Origin of the sequence: Polaribacter irgensii 23-P, assembly GCF_000153225.1 — a bacterium.
In the GTDB taxonomy this organism is placed as follows: Bacteria; Bacteroidota; Bacteroidia; order Flavobacteriales; family Flavobacteriaceae; genus Polaribacter; species Polaribacter irgensii.
Window position 1 is genome coordinate 447,336 of sequence record NZ_CH724148.1, and the last position, 21,034, is coordinate 468,369.

The 21,034-nt window shown below is 35.6% G+C and carries 15 protein-coding genes and 1 riboswitch; of the genes, 3 read left to right on the plus strand and 12 right to left on the minus strand.

Annotation, left to right across the window (positions count from 1 at the left end; translation table 11 throughout):
• Positions 1–8: 8 nt before the first annotated feature.
• The 8 genes from PI23P_RS01975 to PI23P_RS02015 all read right to left on the minus strand — a co-directional run bounded on the left by PI23P_RS01975 (position 9) and on the right by PI23P_RS02015 (position 10,030).
• Entirely contained in the window at positions 9–1,256 is a 1,248-nt protein-coding gene (locus PI23P_RS01975) for a sulfate adenylyltransferase subunit 1 (protein WP_004569036.1), read from the minus strand.
• A gap of 83 nt (positions 1,257–1,339) precedes the next feature.
• Entirely contained in the window at positions 1,340–2,245 is a 906-nt protein-coding gene (cysD, locus tag PI23P_RS01980; protein ID WP_026288466.1) for a sulfate adenylyltransferase subunit CysD, read from the minus strand.
• 11 nt (positions 2,246–2,256) lie between these two features.
• Positions 2,257–2,865, minus strand: a complete 609-nt coding sequence (locus PI23P_RS01985; protein ID WP_004569038.1) for a phosphoadenosine phosphosulfate reductase domain-containing protein — start codon at positions 2,863–2,865, stop codon at positions 2,257–2,259.
• A 5-nt stretch (positions 2,866–2,870) separates the two neighbouring features.
• A complete protein-coding gene (locus PI23P_RS01990) occupies positions 2,871–3,134 on the minus strand; it encodes a DUF2061 domain-containing protein (RefSeq protein ID WP_004569039.1) in 264 nt (87 codons plus the stop codon).
• Between the two features lie 224 nt (positions 3,135–3,358).
• Positions 3,359–3,772 (minus strand): RrF2 family transcriptional regulator, encoded by a 414-nt coding sequence (locus PI23P_RS01995; protein WP_004569040.1) that lies wholly within the window; start codon positions 3,770–3,772, stop codon positions 3,359–3,361.
• Between the two features lie 187 nt (positions 3,773–3,959).
• Positions 3,960–5,129 carry a trans-sulfuration enzyme family protein gene (locus tag PI23P_RS02005; RefSeq protein WP_004569042.1) on the minus strand — a complete coding sequence of 390 codons (1,170 nt, stop codon included), beginning with the start codon at positions 5,127–5,129 and terminating at the stop codon, positions 3,960–3,962.
• Between the two features lie 167 nt (positions 5,130–5,296).
• Positions 5,297–8,698 carry a bifunctional aspartate kinase/homoserine dehydrogenase I gene (gene thrA / locus PI23P_RS02010; protein WP_004569043.1) on the minus strand — a complete coding sequence of 1,134 codons (3,402 nt, stop codon included), beginning with the start codon at positions 8,696–8,698 and terminating at the stop codon, positions 5,297–5,299.
• A gap of 57 nt (positions 8,699–8,755) precedes the next feature.
• A complete protein-coding gene (locus PI23P_RS02015) occupies positions 8,756–10,030 on the minus strand; it encodes an O-acetylhomoserine aminocarboxypropyltransferase/cysteine synthase family protein (protein WP_004569044.1) in 1,275 nt (424 codons plus the stop codon).
• A 122-nt stretch (positions 10,031–10,152) separates the two neighbouring features.
• Positions 10,153–10,262: riboswitch (SAM riboswitch) on the minus strand.
• 462 nt (positions 10,263–10,724) lie between these two features.
• On the opposite strand from PI23P_RS02015, the gene metK reads away from it, so the two are divergent.
• The 3 genes from metK to PI23P_RS02030 all read left to right on the plus strand — a co-directional run bounded on the left by metK (position 10,725) and on the right by PI23P_RS02030 (position 16,321).
• A complete protein-coding gene (gene metK, locus PI23P_RS02020) occupies positions 10,725–11,981 on the plus strand; it encodes a methionine adenosyltransferase (protein ID WP_004569045.1) in 1,257 nt (418 codons plus the stop codon).
• A 156-nt stretch (positions 11,982–12,137) separates the two neighbouring features.
• Entirely contained in the window at positions 12,138–14,627 is a 2,490-nt protein-coding gene (locus PI23P_RS02025; protein ID WP_004569046.1) for a zinc-dependent metalloprotease, read from the plus strand.
• A gap of 740 nt (positions 14,628–15,367) precedes the next feature.
• Complete coding sequence (locus PI23P_RS02030; RefSeq protein ID WP_004569047.1) at positions 15,368–16,321, plus strand: tRNA dihydrouridine synthase; 954 nt, start codon at positions 15,368–15,370, stop codon at positions 16,319–16,321.
• 164 nt (positions 16,322–16,485) lie between these two features.
• Here PI23P_RS02030 and PI23P_RS02035 read toward each other — a convergent pair whose 3' ends face one another.
• The 4 genes from PI23P_RS02035 to PI23P_RS02050 form a co-directional block, all read right to left on the minus strand.
• Entirely contained in the window at positions 16,486–18,114 is a 1,629-nt protein-coding gene (locus PI23P_RS02035; protein WP_238299961.1) for a mechanosensitive ion channel family protein, read from the minus strand.
• Positions 18,115–18,721: 607 nt separating this feature from the next.
• A complete protein-coding gene (locus PI23P_RS02040; protein ID WP_004569050.1) occupies positions 18,722–19,237 on the minus strand; it encodes a gamma carbonic anhydrase family protein in 516 nt (171 codons plus the stop codon).
• A 23-nt stretch (positions 19,238–19,260) separates the two neighbouring features.
• Positions 19,261–20,097 carry a glucosaminidase domain-containing protein gene (locus PI23P_RS02045; RefSeq protein WP_004569051.1) on the minus strand — a complete coding sequence of 279 codons (837 nt, stop codon included), beginning with the start codon at positions 20,095–20,097 and terminating at the stop codon, positions 19,261–19,263.
• Entirely contained in the window at positions 20,097–21,023 is a 927-nt protein-coding gene (locus PI23P_RS02050) for a 1-aminocyclopropane-1-carboxylate deaminase/D-cysteine desulfhydrase (RefSeq protein WP_004569052.1), read from the minus strand. The genes PI23P_RS02045 and PI23P_RS02050 overlap by 1 nt, the downstream gene beginning before the upstream one ends.
• Positions 21,024–21,034: the final 11 nt, after the last annotated feature.

The window sequence follows — 21,034 nt, forward strand, 5'->3', positions numbered from 1 at the left end:
TCTATTTTTTATCGGATAAAACCGACACCAACGGTATTGTTTGTTTTTGGGTTGATCAAAATAAAGGCACCATTCGATTTGTTCTGATGGTATCCGTCTATCAATAGCGGCTTGCTTAACATTAGCTGAACATCCCCTATTTGATTTAGTGCTAATTCTGACGGATTCTCAATTTTACCTGAAAAATCTGTTTTTAAAATGCTAGATACTTGTGTGATTTTTGCTTGCGCATCATTGACACCGTGTTTTATATAATATTTCTGTAAAGCCTTTAAAGGTTCTTTGTCCATCCAACAAATAGTTGCGTCTAATTGTTTTGTAATTGTTGGTTCCTCATTGATTTTTACCAACATATCACCTCTACTTACATTTACATTGTCTTCCAATGTAATGGTAACCGAACTTCCGTTTTTTGCCCTTGCAAACGCTTCATTAAAAAAATGAATGCTTTTTATCACTGATTTTGTTTGCGATGGCAGCACCACAATTTTATCTCCAATAGCGAAGTCACCTCCATAAATTTTACCTGCATACCCTCTAAAATCGTGATATTCTTTTGTTTTTGGTCTGATAACTGTTTGTACCGGAAAACGAACTTGCGAAAACTCATGTATGTCTTCTGCATCTAATTTCTCTAAATGCTGCAGTAAAGTCTCCCCCCCATACCAATCCATTTTATTTGACTTTTGGACCACATTATCGCCTTGTAAAGCAGACATCGGAATAAAAGTTAATTGCTGATTTTTATATTCGCTTTTACTTGCTAAATACTCAATTTCTCCTTTGATGCTGTTGTATTTTTCTTCAGAAAAATCAACCAAATCCATTTTATTTATCGCAATAACCACCTCTTTGATCCGCAATAAATTATTGATAAAAAAATGACGATATGTTTGCTCTACCACTCCATTTCTAGCATCAATTAGCACAATAGAAGCCTGTGCAGTAGATGCGCCAGTAACCATGTTTCTCGTATATTCTATGTGCCCAGGGGTATCTGCAATGATGAAGCTTTTTTTTCTCGTTGAAAAATAAATATGCGCAACATCAATGGTAATGCCCTGCTCTCGTTCTGCTACCAGACCATCTGTTGCTAGAGAAAAATCTAAATAATCAAATCCTCTTTGTTTACTTTTCTCTTCTATTGCCGCTAATTTATCATCCGTCAAAGATTTTGTATCGTATAAAAGTCTACCGATCAAGGTACTTTTGCCATCATCAACACTTCCTGCTGTTGCTATTTTTAGTACGTTCATTTTATTTTTATTTTAAATTGTTCGTTTTTGACAATTGGTTTCACTGATACGACCAACCAAAAACAAATTACTAATAGCTAATTTTAGAAGTATCCTTGTTGTTTTCTTTTTTCCATGGCAGCCTCAGAACGCTTGTCATCTATTCTTGCTCCTCTTTCCGAAATGGAAGAATCTCTAATTTCTTCCACAACCTTTGCAATATCTACTGCATTAGATAGCACTGCTGCGGTACAACTCATATCACCAACAGTTCTAAAACGAACCATTCGTTCTAACACGGCCTCCTCTTTATCTCGATACACAATTGCATCGTCTGCAGACCAGATGAAACCGTCTCTTAAAAAGGTTTTTCTTTTGTGTGCAAAATAAATGGAAGGAATCTCTATATCTTCTTTTTTGATATATGACCAAACATCCAATTCTGTCCAGTTAGAAATAGGGAATACCCGCACATTCTGACCCAAATCAATCCGTCCATTTAACATATCAAAAACCTCTGGACGCTGATTTTTTTCGTCCCATTGACCAAAATCATCCCGTACAGAGAAAATCCTTTCCTTAGCCCTGGCTTTTTCCTCATCTCTTCGTGCACCACCCACACAGGCGTCAAAACTAAATTCTTCGATAGCATCTAATAAAGTTTCTGTTTGCAGCATATTTCTACTTGCGTACCTGCCCGTTTCTTCTTTTACCCTTCCGCTATTAATATTATCTTGAACATCTCTAACAATTAAATCGACCCCCAATTCTTTTACCAAACGATCTCTAAATTCAATCGTTTCAGGAAAATTATGACCGGTATCAATGTGCAGCAGCGGAAATGGAATTTTTGCTGGAAAAAAGGCTTTTTGCGCCAAACGAACTAACGTAATACTATCTTTTCCACCTGAAAAAAGTAGGACTGGTTTTTCAAACTGTGCAACAACCTCTCTAAAAATGTAAATGGCTTCACTTTCTAAAGCTTCTACTTGTATTGTTTTTTGATTCATAATCGTGTTTTTTAGATATGTAAACCACATTCTCTATTACTTTCTAATTTTGTTGGATCAAAATAGGTAAACTCGTTCGGCAAACCTCTTTCTAATAGGTACCCCTCTAAATCTTTGTCTGACCAATTGTAGAAGGGACTTACTTTTAAAATTCCATCTTTACTCTTAGAAACAATATTGATACGATCCCTAAAAGCAGTTTGCCCTTTTCTTAAGTTTGTAAACCAAACATCTGGCTGTTGTTCTTCCATGGCTCTAAAAAATGGCTCTAACTTTACCTGTTCTGTAAAAACGGTGTGTTTTGAATCTTCTACTGTAGGAATTCCCAAAATTATATTTCGATGCGCAACGGTCTGCTTTGGAACGTATAGGTGAATATTTAAATCCAACTTTTCTATAATTTCTTCTGCATGTTTGTAAGTTTGAGGCGTATTATACCCCGTATCACACCAAACCACCACAATGTCTTTTTTTATGGATGTCACTAAATTTAAGATAGCCACTTCGTACGGCCTAAAATTAGTAGTAACGATGGGTTTCTGTGCGATTGAAATGGCCCACGAAATAATTTCTTCCGGACTTCTACCTTGCAATTGTTTATTTATTTTTTCTAAATTCATCTGCTTTATTTACCCCATTTTATATGATTCCATATTCTTTCATGAAAAAAATACAATATTAATTTTGTCAAAAAATCCACGAATGCAATGGAGGCGGCCAACTCAATTGCACCTGTTACAACATAAGAAACTATTAAAGTATCTAGCGTACCTATGCATCTCCAGCTCACAGCTTTCGCAACACTGCGCAAAGGTTTCTCGGAAGTTTTATCAACTTCAAAACGGTTGTTTTGTGTTTTCTTACTGAAAACTATTTGATTCAAAATCATAGACAAATCGTTCAAAAAATAACCCTACTACTTTAGTAGGACAATACAAACATACGTCTAATTTTAGAGTTATAACACGGCGGATTTGATAAATAAATACAAACCCTATAGATTTAGTAGATTAGTAAAAGAATGTCTTTATTATTGCGAATTTAAAACCAATATAAGACTCGTGTTAAAGAAACAGAAAAGACTTGAAAATTAAAGTGATTGCAAAAAACAGCTTAGCAACTACAAAGGTCTGCTAAAGTAGTATTTTTAAAAATCTGAAGCGTATTATCCCGCACCAACGTCATTAAACGATGCACAGAACAGGCATTTTCATCTGGACAATCATCACACTTTTCATAAAAATTAAGGCTTACACAAGGCACCATAGAAATGGGTCCTTCAAGAATTCTCATAATAGAAGCCATTGGGATTTCAGAAGGTTCTTTTAGTAAATAATAGCCCCCACCTTTTCCTTTCTTAGACCCTAGGATTCCATTTTTGCGAAGTGTCAATAAAATGCTTTCTAAAAATTTTAAAGAAATATTTTCGCTTTTAGAAATCGTAGCAATCGATACTGGTAATCTGTTTTCTTGTTTGCCTAAAAAAGTAAGCGCTTTGATTCCGTATTTTGTTTTTTTAGAGAGCATAAAACAAAACTACATAAATAAATATAATTACAACATGTCTGCTTTAAAATGGGGTCCTAAAAATATTAAAAAAGCCGACAATATAGATTCTTGCCCTTCTTTTAAAAACATTTTACTTTTTCTATTTACCAATATTCTCAAGCAAATTTCTTTAAAACTGTACTGTTTTAAATCTCACAAAATTTAATTATCGGAAGCGCAAAGCTTGCTCTAAATCTTCTATAATATCGATTGCATTTTCTAAACCCACAGAGACCCGAACCAAACCATTGGTAATGCCAACAGATAAACGGTCTTCCTCAGAAAGTCCGCTATGTGTTGTTGAAGAAGGATGTGTAACAATTGTTCGCGTATCCCCCAAATTTGCAGAAAGAGAACACATTTTAATATGGTCTAAAAATATTCTTCCTGCCTCAATGCCTCCCTTAATTTCAAAGGCTACAACATTTCCACCCAGTGTCATTTGCTTCTTAGCAACCTCGAATTGCGGATGTGATTTCAAAAACGGATACTTTACCATGGCAACATTTTCTTGTGTTTCTAAAAACGCTGCAACTTGTAGTGCGTTTTCTGCGTGTTTCTCCACTCTAATTGCCAAAGTTTCTAAACTTTTTGACAAAACCCACGCATTAAAAGGAGACATTGCAGGACCTGTATTTCTCGAAAACAAATAAATCTCTCGCATTAATTCCTTGTTCCCAACAGTAACACCGCCCAAAACTCGACCTTGGCCATCAATTAATTTTGTGGCAGAATGAATAACTAAATCCGCGCCAAACTTAATGGGCTGCTGTGCGTATGGAGTTGCAAAACAATTATCAACAATAAAAATTAGATTGTGCTTTTTAGCAATGTTCCCAATCAATTCTAAGTCCAAAATATCTACAGAGGGGTTTGTAGGCGTCTCTATGTATAAAATTTTTGTGTTTGCACGAATTAAGCCTGCTATCGAATCCACTTCATTTACTTTAAAATACGATGTTTCTATATTCCATTTTGGTAAGAACTTAGTAAACATGCTGTGTGTAGACCCAAAAACTGAACGACAAGAAACAACATGGTCTCCCGCACTTAACAATGCTGCAAATGTAGAAAAGATGGCAGACATTCCTGTTGCAAAAGCGTACCCCGCTTCTGCACCTTCCATGCTTACAATCTTATCCACAAATTCTGTAGTATTTGGATTTGTAAACCGGCTGTATAAATTGCGCTCTTTTTCTTCAGAAAAAGAAGCCCGCATTTCCTCGGCATTCTCAAAAACAAAGCTAGAAGTTAAATATAATGGTGTAGAATGTTCAGAGAACTGGGTTCTTGCTGTTTGATTTCTAATCGCCTCTGTTTCAAAATGCTTTTTCATTATTGTGTATTAGATTGTTCGTCCGCTATTCCTTTTTAAATGCACAAACTAAAACAGCTGTACACTCTTATATCTGACTCTTTTTCTGCTGCTTATCGGTTCTTTGGGATTCTTTCTGGCTTCTATATTCTCTTTTCAAAGAAGCACAAAATAAAAACTAAACCGTCCTAATCATTGTGTTTTGCCAATCTTAAAATATCTCCAAAAACACCCCTGGCCGTTACTTTAGAACCTGCTCCCGCTCCTTGAATCACGATTGGCTTTTCTCCGTAAGATTCCGTATAAATTTCAAAAATGGCATCCGAACCTTTTAAAGAACCCAAAGGAGACGTTTTGGACATAGAAACTAATTTTACATCTAGATTGCCAGTATCCAATGATAAATCACCGCTTAATTCACCAATATATCGCAAAACATGATCCTCTGCTTGTGCTTCTTTTAGCTGTTGATATTCGCCGTCCATCCACTCTAAATTAGATAGAAAATCAGCGCTGGAACCTGCTCTTAAGTTTTCTGGAATTAAGTTTTGAACCTGCACGTCGCTAAACTCATTTTCTAACTCTAACTCTCTTGCTAGAATCAATAATTTACGAGCTACATCATTTCCCCCCAGATCTTCTCTTGGGTCTGGCTCTGTAAACCCCTGTGCAATTGCATCTTTTAAAACCTCGGAAAAAAGTTTGTTTTCCTCAGAAAAAGTATTGAATACATAACTTAAACTCCCAGAAAAGACCCCTCTAATCTTGGTAATATTTTCACCAGATTCATGTAAAAGCCGTATCGTATCTATTAAAGGTAAGCCTGCACCTACATTGGTTTCATATAAATACTGCTTCTTATATGCTTTCAGATTTACTCTTAATTCTTTATAAAAATCAAAAGACAGGGTATTTGCAATTTTATTGCAAGAAACCAAATCGAAACCAGCGGCTACAAGCGGAATATAATTTTGCACAAAAGGAATACTTGCCGTATTATCTATCGCAATCAAATTTTCAAAATGATGTGTATTTGCAAAAGCAATAATATCCTGTACTTCAATATTTTCTTGTCCTTTTTCCTCTAAATCCTGTTTCCAGTTTTCAGAAACACCCGCTTTCTGAAGCAATACCTTTTTAGAATTTGCCACAGCAAAAACATTCAATTGAATTTTTCTTCTTTCTAAAACAGAAGCTGTGTTTTCTAAAATCTGATCAATTAAAGTTCCACCGACCAGACCTTTTCCAAAAACGGCAATGTTTATTTTCTTTGCAATACCAAAAACCTGTCCGTGAATTACATTCACCGCCCTGTGAAGTTGGTCTTTCTTAACAACCAAACTTACATTTTTACCCGTAATCGTATTGTTAAATAAAATGGGGACAATTTGATTTTTAATCAATGCATTATAAGGAAGATGAAATTCACTTAAATCTTGTCCAATAATAGAAATGACTGCTATATTTTCTAAAATCGAAATCTGATGCACGTCTTGTGAACGAAAATCACTTTCAAACTCTTTCTCTAAAGCGAATACAGCTTCAGATGCTCTATTGGCATCAATTACCAGACCAATCCCTCGCTCTGAAGAGCCCTGAGAAACAATACCTATATTAATATTTTTATCACTAAGCGCCCTAAAAATGCGTGCATCTACGCCTACTTTTCCAAGCAAACCTCTTCCTTCAAAACTTAATAGCGATACATTGCTAATCGTAGAGATAGACTTTATTCCTTTTTCTGAAGATGCTGCCGTTATTAAAGTCCCTGTATCTTCACTGTCAAAAGTATTTAAAATTCGTAAATTGATGTTTTTTTCTAATAGCGGGATAATTGTTTTTGCATGTAAAATAGTGGCTCCAAAATTTGCCAACTCGTTGGCTTCTGCAAAAGATAGCTGCTCAATTTTTTTTGCATCCGCAACTAAATCTGGGTTTGCTGTAAATATTCCACTTACGTGTGTATAATTTTGTAACTCTTCCGCATCCAGATAATTTGCCAATAAAGCGGCGGTATAATTACTTCCATTTCTTCCCAGCGTGGTGGTTTCTCCTTTTTTGTTAACCCCTATAAACCCGGTAACAATGTGTAATTTATCCGCATTATTTTTAAAATAAGTAGTCACATTTTCTTTTGAAATACTTTCTATGGGTTGGGCATTTCCAAAGTTTTCATCTGTGATAAGAAATTGACGCGCATCGGTGGCAACAGCATCGATTCCACGGGATTGTAATAAATTCGCTATTAACTTCGCCGACAACAATTCTCCTTGTGCTAAAACTTCATCCTTAATTTTAGTGCTGTAATCTCCCAACAAGGACACCCCTTCAAAAATAGTATCCAATATTGAAAATTCTTTTGAAAAATCGACAGTACTAGTTGGCAGCAACTGATTTGTTTTAAAATCCTCAAAGTAGCGCTTATAACTTACCTTGGCTGCGGCTTTCTCCAAAATCTCTTCCAACTCGTCTGTTGCATTTCCTCTTGCGGAAGCAACCAGCGTGATTTTTTCACCATTTTGCTGTTTTCCAAGAATAATGGCAATAGCCTGTTCGATGCCTTTTCCGTTTGCTAAAGATTTCCCTCCAAATTTTAATACCTTCATTCTTTTTGTACGATATCCTTTATTAAAAATAGGTGCTATCATTGTCTGTAGTTGTTCATACTCCATTAAAAAGGCATCGTGACCATGTACAGAATTGATCTCACTGTAGGTCACATTTTCTTTTGTCAATGCCAACTTCATGTGTGTTTCTCTGTTTTCTTCAGCCGTAAAAAACAAATCAGAATCCACTCCAATAATGTAAATGTTTGCCTCAATTCTATCTAAAATCTCAATTTTTTTCTGTCCGTTATTGGTAACATCAATTGTTTTTAACAGCTGATTCATCAATTTATATGAAGAGAGTTGGTAGCGCTCTTGCAATTTTTCTCCGTGGTGCAACAACCAACTCTCTACATTAAAAACATTAGAATTGTCTTTTTTAGAACGATGAAAACGTTCTTTAAAAGAAGAGGGCGTGCGGTAACACAACATAGCATGCATTCTTGCATCGTGCACCGGATTGCTAGAATTTACTAAAAACTGCTCTTGAATTTGACAATTGGCAATCAACCAATCTGTCGATTTCCAATCGGTAGCAATCGGTAAAAAATGTTGGGTTATTTTCTTGGCGATTGCCACCATTTCCCAAGCAATCCCCCCTCCCAAAGACCCTCCAATTAATGCGAACAATTCTGTTATTCTTAATTGCTGTAATCCTTCTAAAAAAATTCGCGCAATATCTCGAGCAATAAAATATTTATAATTTTCAATTAAAAAACCATCAAAACCATTGCCTGGAATGTTAAAAGACAACACCGTATATACATTCGTATCTATCGCTTTTTCTTCGCCTACAATTGCATTCCACCAACCTTCTTCTCCAGCAACAGCGCTATTCCCTGTTAATGCATGATTGATTAAGACCACAGGCGCATTCCCCAAATCCTGACCAAAAACCTGGTAACTTAAATTCAACTCAGGAATCGCCGCCCCCAACTCTGTTGTGAAGCTCTTAATTTTTAAATGTTGTAATTTGTTTTTCACCTCGCTTTTTTTTAGAGTGCACACCTTCTAAAAAGAAATGCACTCTTTTTTTAATGGTTACAATACTGAAAATGCCGCCGTTAAGTCCGCTTTTAAATCCTCTAAATCTTCAATTCCTACTGACAGTCGAATCAAGTCTTGCGTTACGCCTGCGCTCGCTTGCTCTTCTGTGTTTAATTGTTGGTGTGTGGTACTCGCAGGATGAATAATCAGCGATTTGGTATCTCCAATATTTGCTACTAAAGAGAATATTTTTGTGGTATCTGCGATTGCTTTGGCTGCCTCAAAACCTTTTTTCGGTCCAAATGTTACAATTCCACTCTGTCCTTTTGGCAAGTATTTGTCTGCTAAAGATTTGTATTTATTACTTTCTAGGCCCGGGTAGTTTACCCATGCCACTTCGTCTTGTTGTTCCAACCATTTTGCCAACGCCAATGCATTCTCTGAATGTTGTTTAATACGAACGGGTAAAGTCTCCAAACCTTGTAAAATGTTGAAGGCATTTGTTGGACTCAACGCAGCTCCATAATCTCGCAATCCTTCTAAAATTAATTTAAAAACATACGACGCTGCACCTAAAGTTTCATAATATTTTAGCCCATGATATCCTGCAGAGGGCTCGGTAAACTCAGGGAATTTACCATTTGCCCAGTTAAAAGTTCCTGCATCTATAATAGCACCTCCAAGAGAAGTTCCCTGTCCCCCAATGTATTTGGTTAACGAATGAATTACGATGTCTGCACCGTGTTTAATTGGATTTAATAATACAGGCGTTGCCACTGTATTGTCTACAATAAAAGGCACTTCTGCTTTTTTAGAATGTCCCGCAATTGCTTCTAGATCTAAAACATCTAATTTCGGGTTTCCTAGAGACTCTACAAAAAAGGCTCTTGTATTTTCTTGCACAGCTGCTCCAAAGTTATCAGGATTAGATGCATCTACAAACGTCGTTGTAATGCCAAGTCTAGGTAAAGTTACACTGAGTAAATTATAAGTACCTCCGTATAAACTACTAGAAGCAACAATATGATCACCTGCTTTTAAAAGCGTTAACAATCCCGTTGCAATTGCACCGGTTCCAGAAGCGAAAACCACCGCTCCTATGCCTCCTTCAACAGCAGTCAAACGGTCTTGTAAAATCTGATTTGTAGGATTGTTTAAGCGGGTATAAATAAAACCCAATTCTTTTAACGAAAAAAGATTTGCTGCATGTTCTGAATTCTTAAAAACATACGATGTTGTTTGGTAAATTGGCACTGCTGTAGTCCCTCCATTAGTCGTTACGTCGTGTCCTGCGTGCAACGCATTGGTTGCTAATTTTAATGTACTCATTTTTCTATTTTTTTTGAGTTAATAAATAAACCAAAAAGCCAAATGCATCAATTTCTGTTGATGTATCTACTAGAAAAATGTTATGAAGAAAAATAAGATCTTCCTGAAAGGAAAATTCTTTTTTGTTATCTATCCAATTACGAATAATTGAGTAGAATTTAGCACCTTCTTTATTACTAAAGGGTTGCTAAGGCTTCAATGGGTCTAATCCCTCCGCCTTTCTTGATAACATTTCAATAAGATATTGAACTTTGTGAGTGCAAAGATATGCTTGAAAAAATTTAATAACCAAATAAAAAATGATTTATTTTTTATTAATAGGAATTTCGCATTTCATTCGATATTGAATTATTCATTCTCTAAAAACTATCATTTTAAAATACTATTATTGATTTATTGATGAGGCCATCATAAATTATTATTACTAAAAAGTAGCTTGCTTAATTTTATAGTGTATTTTTGTAAAATAATTAAGGGGAAGATTTGAACTGATTGCAACCTCTTTTATTGACACTATTTTAAATACCAAAATAGCGGCAGTAAAACAAAATGCTAAAGCAGTATGTAACTACTTCTTTTCGCATCCGCAATTATTCTAATTTCCTACAACTTCTTGTATTTGCAAGAATAAAAAATTCAACGAATCCTCTTTGTTTTACAAAAGGGTCTCATATTTAACACAAAAAAATCTATTATGTCATATTTATTTACCTCAGAAAGTGTTTCTGAAGGACATCCAGACAAAGTTGCAGATCAAATTTCTGACGCGCTTATTGATAACTTTTTAGCCTTTGACAAAAACAGTAAAGTGGCCTGTGAAACCCTAGTAACCACAGGACAAGTGTTTTTAGCTGGTGAAGTAAAATCGAAAACTTATTTAGACGTCCAGCAAATTGCGAGAGACGTGATTAATAAAATTGGATATACCAAAAGCGCTTACATGTTTGATGGAAATTCCTGTGGTGTACTCTCTGCAATTCACGAACAGTCACCAGATATTAACCGAGGTGTAGACCGATCCAGCCCAGAAGAGCAGGGTGCTGGAGATCAAGGGATGATGTTTGGATATGCCACGGATGAAACAGACAACTACATGCCGTTGGCGCTAGAACTATCTCACCGCTTGCTTATTGAATTGGCACTATTGCGAAGAGAAAATAGCGACATTGATTATTTAAGACCCGATGCAAAATCTCAGGTAACTATTGAATATTCTGATGAAAATGTACCCCAGAGAATCGATGCCATTGTCATTTCTACACAGCACGACGATTTTGATCCCTCTGACGCGGTAATGTTAGCAAGAATTAAAAAAGACTTAATCGGTATCTTAATTCCCAGAGTCGTTGCAAAACTCCCTGCAGATATTCAAAAATTGTTTACAGACAACATTACCTATCACATAAATCCGACAGGTATTTTTGTAATTGGAGGCCCTCACGGAGATACCGGTTTAACAGGTAGAAAAATCATTGTGGATACCTATGGTGGAAAAGGTGGCCACGGTGGGGGTGCTTTCTCTGGAAAAGACCCTTCTAAAGTAGATCGATCTGGTGCCTATGCCACACGACATATTGCAAAAAACTTAGTTGCTGCTGGATTGTGTAAAGAGGTGTTGGTTCAAGTTTCATATGCTATTGGCGTTGCAACGCCAACCAGTATCAATGTAGAAACCTATGGCACAGCAACCGTTGCTTTAACAGATGGAGAAATCAGTAAAAAGGTAGCGACTCTCTTTGATATGCGTCCATATTTTATAGAACAGCGCTTAAAATTAAGAACGCCGATTTATTCTGAAACTGCAGCATACGGACATATGGGAAGAACTCCAGAAATAAAGATAGTTACTTTTTCTAACCCTATGGGAGAAACAGTCTCTGAGGAAGTAGAAACCTTTACGTGGGAAAAATTAGATTATGTAGATAAAGTAAAGGCAGCGTTTAAACTGTAATATTTTTTCACTTTAAAAAAGCCTTTAGAAACCGTTCTAAAGGCTTTTTTTTGCTCAAAATTTTAACACTACTCACAGCGGCTCTTTAACATAATTTTATGAAGTTGAGCATTGTCGTTTACTTAACTTCGGTTCCTAAATAAAATCATTTGTATTATGAAAAACAAAATAGTTATGAAGCTACTACTTGTGGCTTTCATTTTAAGCTTTTCAAACGAAGCTTCCGCACAGTTTTGGAAGAAGAAGAAAGAAGAGCCAAAAAAAACAAACAAACCCAAGCCAAAAGAAGATAAAGACGCTATAAAGCCTTATGACAAAGTGGTTACAAAAGACCATACCACCGATGATGGTTTGTTTAAGGTACATACAAAAGACGACTCTTACTTATTTGAAATACCCGATTCTTTGCTAAAAAGAGAAATGTTAATGGTCACTAGAATTGCCAAAACAGCCAGCGAAATAGGATTTGGTGGTGCCAAGGCAAACACGCAAGTGCTGCGTTGGGAGAAAAAAAATAAACAAATTTTATTAAGAATTGTTTCTTACGACGTTGTTGCAGACACCCTTTTACCAGTGCATGAAGCGGTTGTAAACTCAAATCTAGAACCAATCTTATTTTCTTTTCCTATCAAAGCGTTTAGTAAAGATTCTACTGCTACTGTTATTGATGCCACTACCTTATTTTCTTCAGATGTCAAACCTTTAGGGTTTCCTGCTTCGTACAGAAAAAGATATGGTGTAACGCGAATGGACAAAGAACGTTCGTACTTAAATAGCGTAAGCAGCTACCCACAAAATATAGAAGTACGACATGTAAAAACATACATTGCTAGCAAGGCACCTTCCAACAGTGCACTTGGTTCTATTACACTAGAAATGAGTAATTCTATGGTTTTATTGCCTAAAGTACCAATGAAAAGAAGATACTTTGATGAACGTGTTGGTTGGTTTGCAAGCGGGCAAACAGATTACGGATTGGAAGATCAAAGAAGTAAAACAGTAAAATATTTAGACAGATATCGTCTAGAAGTGAAAGACGAAGACATTGAAAAATTTAACAATGGAGAACTCGTAGAACCTAAAAAACAAATTGTTTACTATGTAGATCGGGCAACTCCAAAAGAGTGGATTCCTTATATTATACAGGGAGTTAATGATTGGCAAGTAGCCTTTGAGGCAGCTGGTTTTAAAAATGCTATTGTTGGAAAAATAGCACCTACAGCGGCAGAAGATCCAGAATATAGCCCAGAGGATGTACGGTATTCTGTCATCAGATATTTGGCATCTCCGATTCCAAATGCAAACGGACCTCACGTAAGTGATCCTAGATCTGGAGAGATTTTAGAATCTGACATCAATTGGTATCACAATGTAATGACCTTACTTCACAACTGGTATTTTATTCAGACGGCTGCCATCAACCCAGATGCCAGAGGAAATAATTTCAAAACAGAAACTATGGGACGCTTGATACGTTTTGTATCCTCTCATGAATTGGGACACACGCTAGGATTGCCGCACAACATGGGAAGTTCTGTAGCCTATCCTGTAGACTCACTGCGTTCTGCAAGTTTTACTGCAAAATACGGAACGGCACCTTCAATCATGGACTATGCACGTTTTAACTACATCGCACAACCAGAAGATAAAGGGGTTGCTTTAATGCCAAACATCGGCATCTATGACAAATATGCTATTTCTTGGGGATATAGACCCATTTTAGATACCGATGCAAAAGATGAAAAAGCAACTTTAGATACTTGGATTTTAAAACATGCTGGTGATCCGATGTACCGTTTTGGACATCAGCAATCTGGTGTTGTAGATCCAAGCTCACAAACAGAAGATTTAGGAGATGATGCCATGAAAGCCTCTATGTATGGAATTAAAAACTTAAAAAGAATTTTACCAAGATTGGAAGAATGGACTTCTGAAAAAGGGGAAAATTATGACGAATTGTCTACCATGTATGGACAATTGTTAAGTCAATTTAATAGATACATGGGCCATGTAACTGGCAATATTGGTGGTGTGTATGAAAATTACAAAACATCAGACCAAGAGGGTGCTGTCTATACACCGGTTACAAAAGCCAAACAACAAGAAGCTTTACAGTTTCTTGTTGATGAATTATTTGAAACACCAACCTGGATACTGGATGAAAATATTTTCAATAAAATAGAGTTTTCTGGCGCTATAGAGAGAGTTAGAGGCCTGCAAGCAAGAACCTTAAACAATATTTTAGATGCAGGAAGGATGGCGCGAATGATTGAAAACGAAACCTTAAATGGGTCCTCAAAATCTTACACTTTAATCAATATGATGCAAGACGTGCGCAAAGGTGTTTGGAGTGAAATTTATACAGGAAGGTCGATAGACACCTATAGAAGAAACTTACAAAGAGCACATTTAGATCGATTGGATTTTTTATTAAATAAAGCAAAAGATCAAAAAGGTGGAAACACAGGATACTACAAACAAAGTGGCATTAACATCAATCAATCAGATGTTAAATCTGTGGCAAGAGGAGAGTTAAAGCGCTTACAAAGAGATGTAAAAGCTGCTTCTAATAGAGGAAATACACTTACAAGATACCACTTGCAAGATGCAGTAAGCCGGATTGATTTAATTTTAGATCCTAAGTAAATAAAATAGCTTTTCAGTTAATAAAAACCCCATCTTTTTGATGGGGTTTTTTGTTTTAAACCTACAAAACTATTTGGGCTTCTTTAGTAATTTCGATGACGCCTTTTCAACTATCCCCAATTATGCTAGTATACAGCGAGTCCTTTAATTCTTTTTTATTTCTTTGATGCTGTACTAAAAGAACAGTCATTATCTGTTAAAAATCAAGAAATAATTATCCTTTAAAACGCGAAGCGAAGTGAAGAATTTCCCTACCAATCTTTAGCAAAGTTGCGGTCGATGGCTACCAGATACTTTCAATCGAAAACATCCTTGAGCCCGCCATCATTCTAATATAACAACTTTAAATTCTTATTAATGGGTCCTCTGAATCAACAATGAACCTCTTATTTTCTTCTCGCAAAGAGTTCCATTTTAAGGATATTATTGAAAATATTGATGTGTATATTTCTATTTTATTTGTAAAACTACAGTTTGAAATCTCAAGGATGTCTTGCTCATAATTATTTTGACTCGTGTCAGTGTTTTAGTAATCACTTTTCATGTACATTGTCAAATATCTGCGAACTACTTTGCAAAGACTTTATTGAAGTTTAAAACTGCAAAATCTTAATTTATAATACAATGGCTCAAAAAAGAATAACGTTATGTAATTTCGAAAATACCTTACAGAATTACAGGCATTCTTTATTTCCTAAATCCTTTAAAAAGTATGTTATATTTGCACAATTATAATTTTCATGAGTCAAACATTATTATCTTCTCCGCTACAAGGGTTTACGGATTACAAATTCAGGAATGCATTCAATCATTTCTTCGGCGGAATTGACACCTTTTATTCGCCATACATTCGATTGAACGGAAAAATGGTGATTAAAAACTCCTATCAAAAAGATCTTCTACTCGAAAATAATTCGGAGCTTGAAGTAATTCCTCAGATTATTACCAATGATGCGGAAGAATTTCTATTTGTTTCTAAATATGTGCGTGCATTGGGTTACAAAGAATTGAACTGGAATTTAGGCTGCCCCTACCCAATGGTTACCAAACGCGGCATGGGTTCTGGCTTAATTAGCGATGCCGAAAAAATAAATAGTATTCTCCATAAAGTTCATAATGAATCTGATATTTTGGTTTCTATGAAGATGCGAATGGGCTATGAAAACCCTGAAGAAATATTAGGTGTTTTACCAATTCTAGATACTTATCCTTTAAAAAATATTGCCATCCATGCAAGAATTGGAAAGCAATTGTATAAAGGCGGAACGGACTTAGAAGCGTTTCAAAAATGTTTAGACAACAGCAAACATAAAATGTATTACAATGGAGATATTACCTCTGTTGTGGCTTTTCATAAACTCCAAGAACGTTTTCCATCTATAGATCACTGGATGATTGGACGTGGCTTAATCGGAGACCCTTTTTTACCAAGTATGATAAAAGCAGACACTACTGAATATCCCAAAGAAAGGTTTGATGTGTTTCGTGAATTCCATGATCGTATTTATCAAGAATATGATGCAGCTCTTTCTGGACCCACCCCAATAAAAATGAAAATGCTTGGTTTTTGGGAATTCTTCTCTCAAAGTTTCTCAAATCCTCAAAAGACCTATAAGAAGATTAAAAAAGCCAACAGTCCAAAAAATTATGGGGTTGCGGTGCGTGAAATTTTTAAAGAAGCAAAAAATAGCTAATTTATTTTAACTTAAAGTGAAGCATTATCGAAAGATAAGCTGATATTTTACTCAAATGAAACTAGCGCATTCAAAATAATCTATTCCACCGGATTCTTTGCGCAAGCATGGATCGTCAGTCGATACTAAACCGAAACACATAAAAACTACTTTTTACGGTTTTTTCATTCAGGTTCTTCCGAATTTTCTTTTTTAAAATCACTTAAAATAGTGGCGATCACCGCATCCGTTCTCTTTACATCTACGTCATATTTTAAACTGAAACCTTTCTTCTCGGGAAACTGCTCAATGGTAACCGTTGTCGATGGGAACGCAAAGTCTACCCCTAGCTCTTTTGCTAACTTTACAATAGCAATGTGCAATCGATGCTTCGAAGATTGCTCTATACCCCAAGCCAAACTCTTAAAATAAACATTGACCATGATGAGCAAAGCAGAATCTCCAAATCCAGTAAACTCGACATTAAAAGAATCTGAGCGCGTTTCTGGATGTGCAATGATTAGTTCTCTTACCCCTTTTACAAAAGCTTCAATTAGTTCTGGTGGCGTATCATACCGCAAACCTAAATTCGTATTGTAGCGTCTAAACAAGCGCAAGCCTTTATTATTGATGATAATTTCAGAGAGCTTACTGTTTGGAATCTGGTATACAGAGGTGTCTGCAGCGCGCACACTTGTCGACCTAAAACCTACTTTCTCTACGGTTCCTGATACTTCTCCTGCTTCAATCCAATCTTCAATGTGAAAAGGCTTGTCAAGAAAAATCATAATGGTTCCTATCAAATTTTTCACGGTATCTTGTGAAGCTAAAGCAACGGCCAAACCACCAATGGTAGCACCTGCCAGCATCGTCGTGGCATCTACTCCAAAAAGAATTAACAATCGAAACACTCCAATCACAATAACGAGTCCTCTAAAAAAACTATCTAAAATAGGTACCAATTGATCGTCTAACCGTCCGTGTGATTTTTCTGCAAAAATCCCGTAAATATACATAACGACTTGGACTAACTTCAAGAAAACATAAATCCAGAAGATTGTTTTCGCAATATTTAAGCCTAAAAGGACCCAATGATTGATGTCTAACCCAAATTGTAACGATGGAAATACTTTGGCTAAAAAAGCGACCATTACTAATAAACTAATAGGATGTGCTAATTTTTTAAGTACTTCATTTATCTCTAAATTAGTGTTTTTGGTAATTCTTTGTTGCATTCTTCGCAAGATAAAAAAGGCGATCCTCTTCATCAGTAAAAAAAGAAAGTAGGCTAAAACAAGCACTAGTACAAGTCCGATAAGCTGCCACAAGGCAACCCCTATCATTTTTTTATATCCAGAAACTGGAATTAAGCTTTGTATCTTTTGAATATACCAGGGGTATACTTCCTTGTATAAACTTTCAATCTTCGAAACCGTTTCAGAAGAATAATACCAGTTCCCCTCTATTTTCTCTACATAAATTTGAGGCATCCTTTGCGGAAATAATACATATCGGTAATATGAAGAGTATCCCGTCGAATCTTTATAATTTGCATTTGTAGGAATTCTATTCACATCTACATACAATCCTTTGCCATCTAAAACTTGTTTTATCTTAATGGCTTTTTTAATTGCATTCTCTTCAGAAAGGCCCAAAATTGTTTTCGCCGCTTTAGCAGGCTCAAAAGAGTCTGATTGCAAGAAGTACAAGTGGGTATTTACCGTTGCATGAGGATTGCTAATATCAACACGAATGGAGTCTTGAGCATGCGCACTTACTGTTAATAACAAAAGGAACCAGAGAAATATTTTCATCTTTTCGTCGTTAAAATAGTTGAAACTAAATACAAACTTACTCTTTTTGAATTCTCTAATGTCAAAGAAAGCACATAATATAAAAACAAACACCCATAAAAAACGTATTCCAAGCGTATTGTAAGAATAAAATACTGTGTTAAGATTGAAGGCAATAAAAAGAAGTAGAATATGCGCTGAAATCATCTCTAATTGAAATGACAAAAAAGGCAAATTGAACCGCTGCTTCACAAAAGGTCTTTTTCTTTTGCCAATAGCCCAACTTAGCGTTGCAGAAAACACAAAAGTGAAAGAGCAAGGTCTAGATAGACGCTATGGAAAATCTCTTAAGAAGCATCTAAAAGCCATGATTTGAAACTGAATGAACATACGTAAGAAAGAAGCAATTCTTTTTACAGTGCAATACATAAGATTTGAATGAAGAAAAAATAATAAAAAAAAGAGAGGCTCTGCAAAAACTTTGCAAGAACAAGAAATAGGTATTTTCTTTGCTAAAACTAATGTATGGTTTGAGACCATTTTTTAATTTCGTGTTTCTTACTGATTTAATTTTAAATATTGCTATTTTTGGAACTAGAAATAAAAACACAGCACTGATACAAGGTATCTAATCTTTAAACCAGCCTGCATATTTTACGTAATTATCTGCAATTCTATTGATTTCTCCTGAGATTAATTCTTGCGAAATATCCTTTACCTTCTTCGCTGGAACTCCGGCATAAATGCATCCACTTTCTACATGTGTGTTTTTGGTAACTACAGCACCCGCTGCGATAATAACATTCGACTCTACAATACAATCGTCCATAATGATGCTGCCCATCCCTACCAACACATTGTCTTTAATTGTGCAACCATGCACAATTGCATTGTGTCCAATTGAGACGTTATTACCAATTATAGTTGGAGACTTTAGATACGTTGCATGGATAACAGCACCGTCTTGAATGTTTACTTTATTCCCTATTTTTATAAAATGTACGTCTCCACGAATTACGGCATTAAACCAAACTGAGCACCCCTTTCCAAGAGAGACATCTCCAACAATTGTTGCATTTTCTGCAACATAACAATCTTCTGGTATTTGTGGGTGTTTTCCGTTTACAGGTTTTATAATTGGCATATTTCCGTGTTTAAAAATTAAAACTATTTCTCTATAAATAAGCGTTGCCCAATTTCAATTGTATTATCCGACAAGTTATTAGTAGCCTTTAAGGCTGCAACAGAAATCTTAAATTTTTTAGAAATAGCATACAAGGTATCCCCTTTTCTTATTTCATAAAAGTGTCCCTTTTTTTTTCTTTCTTCGAGAACTTTTTCATTTAATTCTTCCATTTTTTTAGCAAACTTGGACTCCTTTACCTCATCAAATTTGTGCAGCTCATATTCATCAATAAACTTCAAAAGCTTTGAGGGATATTTTTGATCTGTTGCATATCCTGCTTTACGAAGGCCATAAGCCCACTTTTTATAATCTTTAGCATCGTATTCAAACAAGAAGGCATACCGACTTCTTTGTGTTAAAAACAAAGAATGATCCTTATAAGAAGTTTCTACATAGACATACTTCCTAAAACACTCTCCTTTCTCATCATCATCGTGGTACACGCGCTCTCCAGTCCAGGTGGCGTGACATTTGATACCAAAATGATTGTTAGATTTTAATGCCAGCTCACTAGATCCATTTCCAGATTCTAAAATACCTTGTGCTAAAGTAATACTAGCTGGAATTTTATGCCTGTGCATTTCTCTTACTGCGATTCCTGCATACTTCTGAATATATGAAAGCGTTTTTATATTTAACTCTGGGTTTTTCCGCATCAATCTCTCTGTGATCGATACCTCATTTACAGAGGGCAATGCTACTGGAGTAGACTCTGTAACTACAGTTCCCTTGCTTTTTTTACTACTAATATTCCGTCTAGAACCACAACCAAATACAAGCAATAAAAGAAGACAACTATATATAATTTTTAACTTCATTAAAGGGCTATGATTTGTTCGTTTTTATCCATTAATTTTTGGTTAAACCCTTCAATACCTTGGATTCCTCCCGTATGAATTGCTAAAATATGACTCCCTTCCTCAAAACCGTCATTTTTAATTAAGTCTAAAATTCCAAATAGCATTTTACCAGTATAAACAGGGTCTAATAGAATTCCTGTGGTCTCCTTAAAGCTATTGATAAAGTCAATTAATTCTGCAGTGTGCTTTGCGTACCCTCCAAAATGATACGCAGTTTGCAAACTCCAGTTGTCTTTTCTAATTGTATATTTTTTAATCTCTTCAGATAAAAAATTTCCTTTCAAAGCAGGGAAGCCTATTACTTTTTGGTGCTTCTGTAATGACTTTATCAAACCAGAAATAGTACCTCCTGTTCCCACGGCGCTGCAAATATAATTAAATTCCGAATCTTCTTTTGTTAAAATTTCTTCACAACCTGCTACTGCTAAACCGTTTGTTCCTCCCTCGGGAATTAAATAAAAATCCCCCCATTTATTTTTCATCTTTTCAATAAATCCAAATGAGGCTTTCTGCCGATATTGCTCTCGTGTCACAAACTGCAACTTCATTCCGTTTTCGTGTGCCTTCCTTAAAGTTGCATTCCCTTCTAAAGTTTTTACAAGGTTTTTACCCAACTCATCTCCCCTAATAACTCCAAAGGTCTTAAAACCTGCCAACTTTCCCGCAACTGCCGTTGCTAAAATATGATTGGAAAATGCCCCTCCAAAGGTAAGTAATGATTTCTTTTTTAGTTTTTTTGCTTCTTGTAGATTGTACTTTAATTTTCGAAACTTGTTTCCCGAAACGTAAGGGTGAATTAAATCTTCTCTTTTTATAAAAAGCGTCACTTTTTTTTCTTCTAAAATTGGAAGAATAACTTGTTGATTTTTAGTTTCTTTAATCAAATTACTATTGC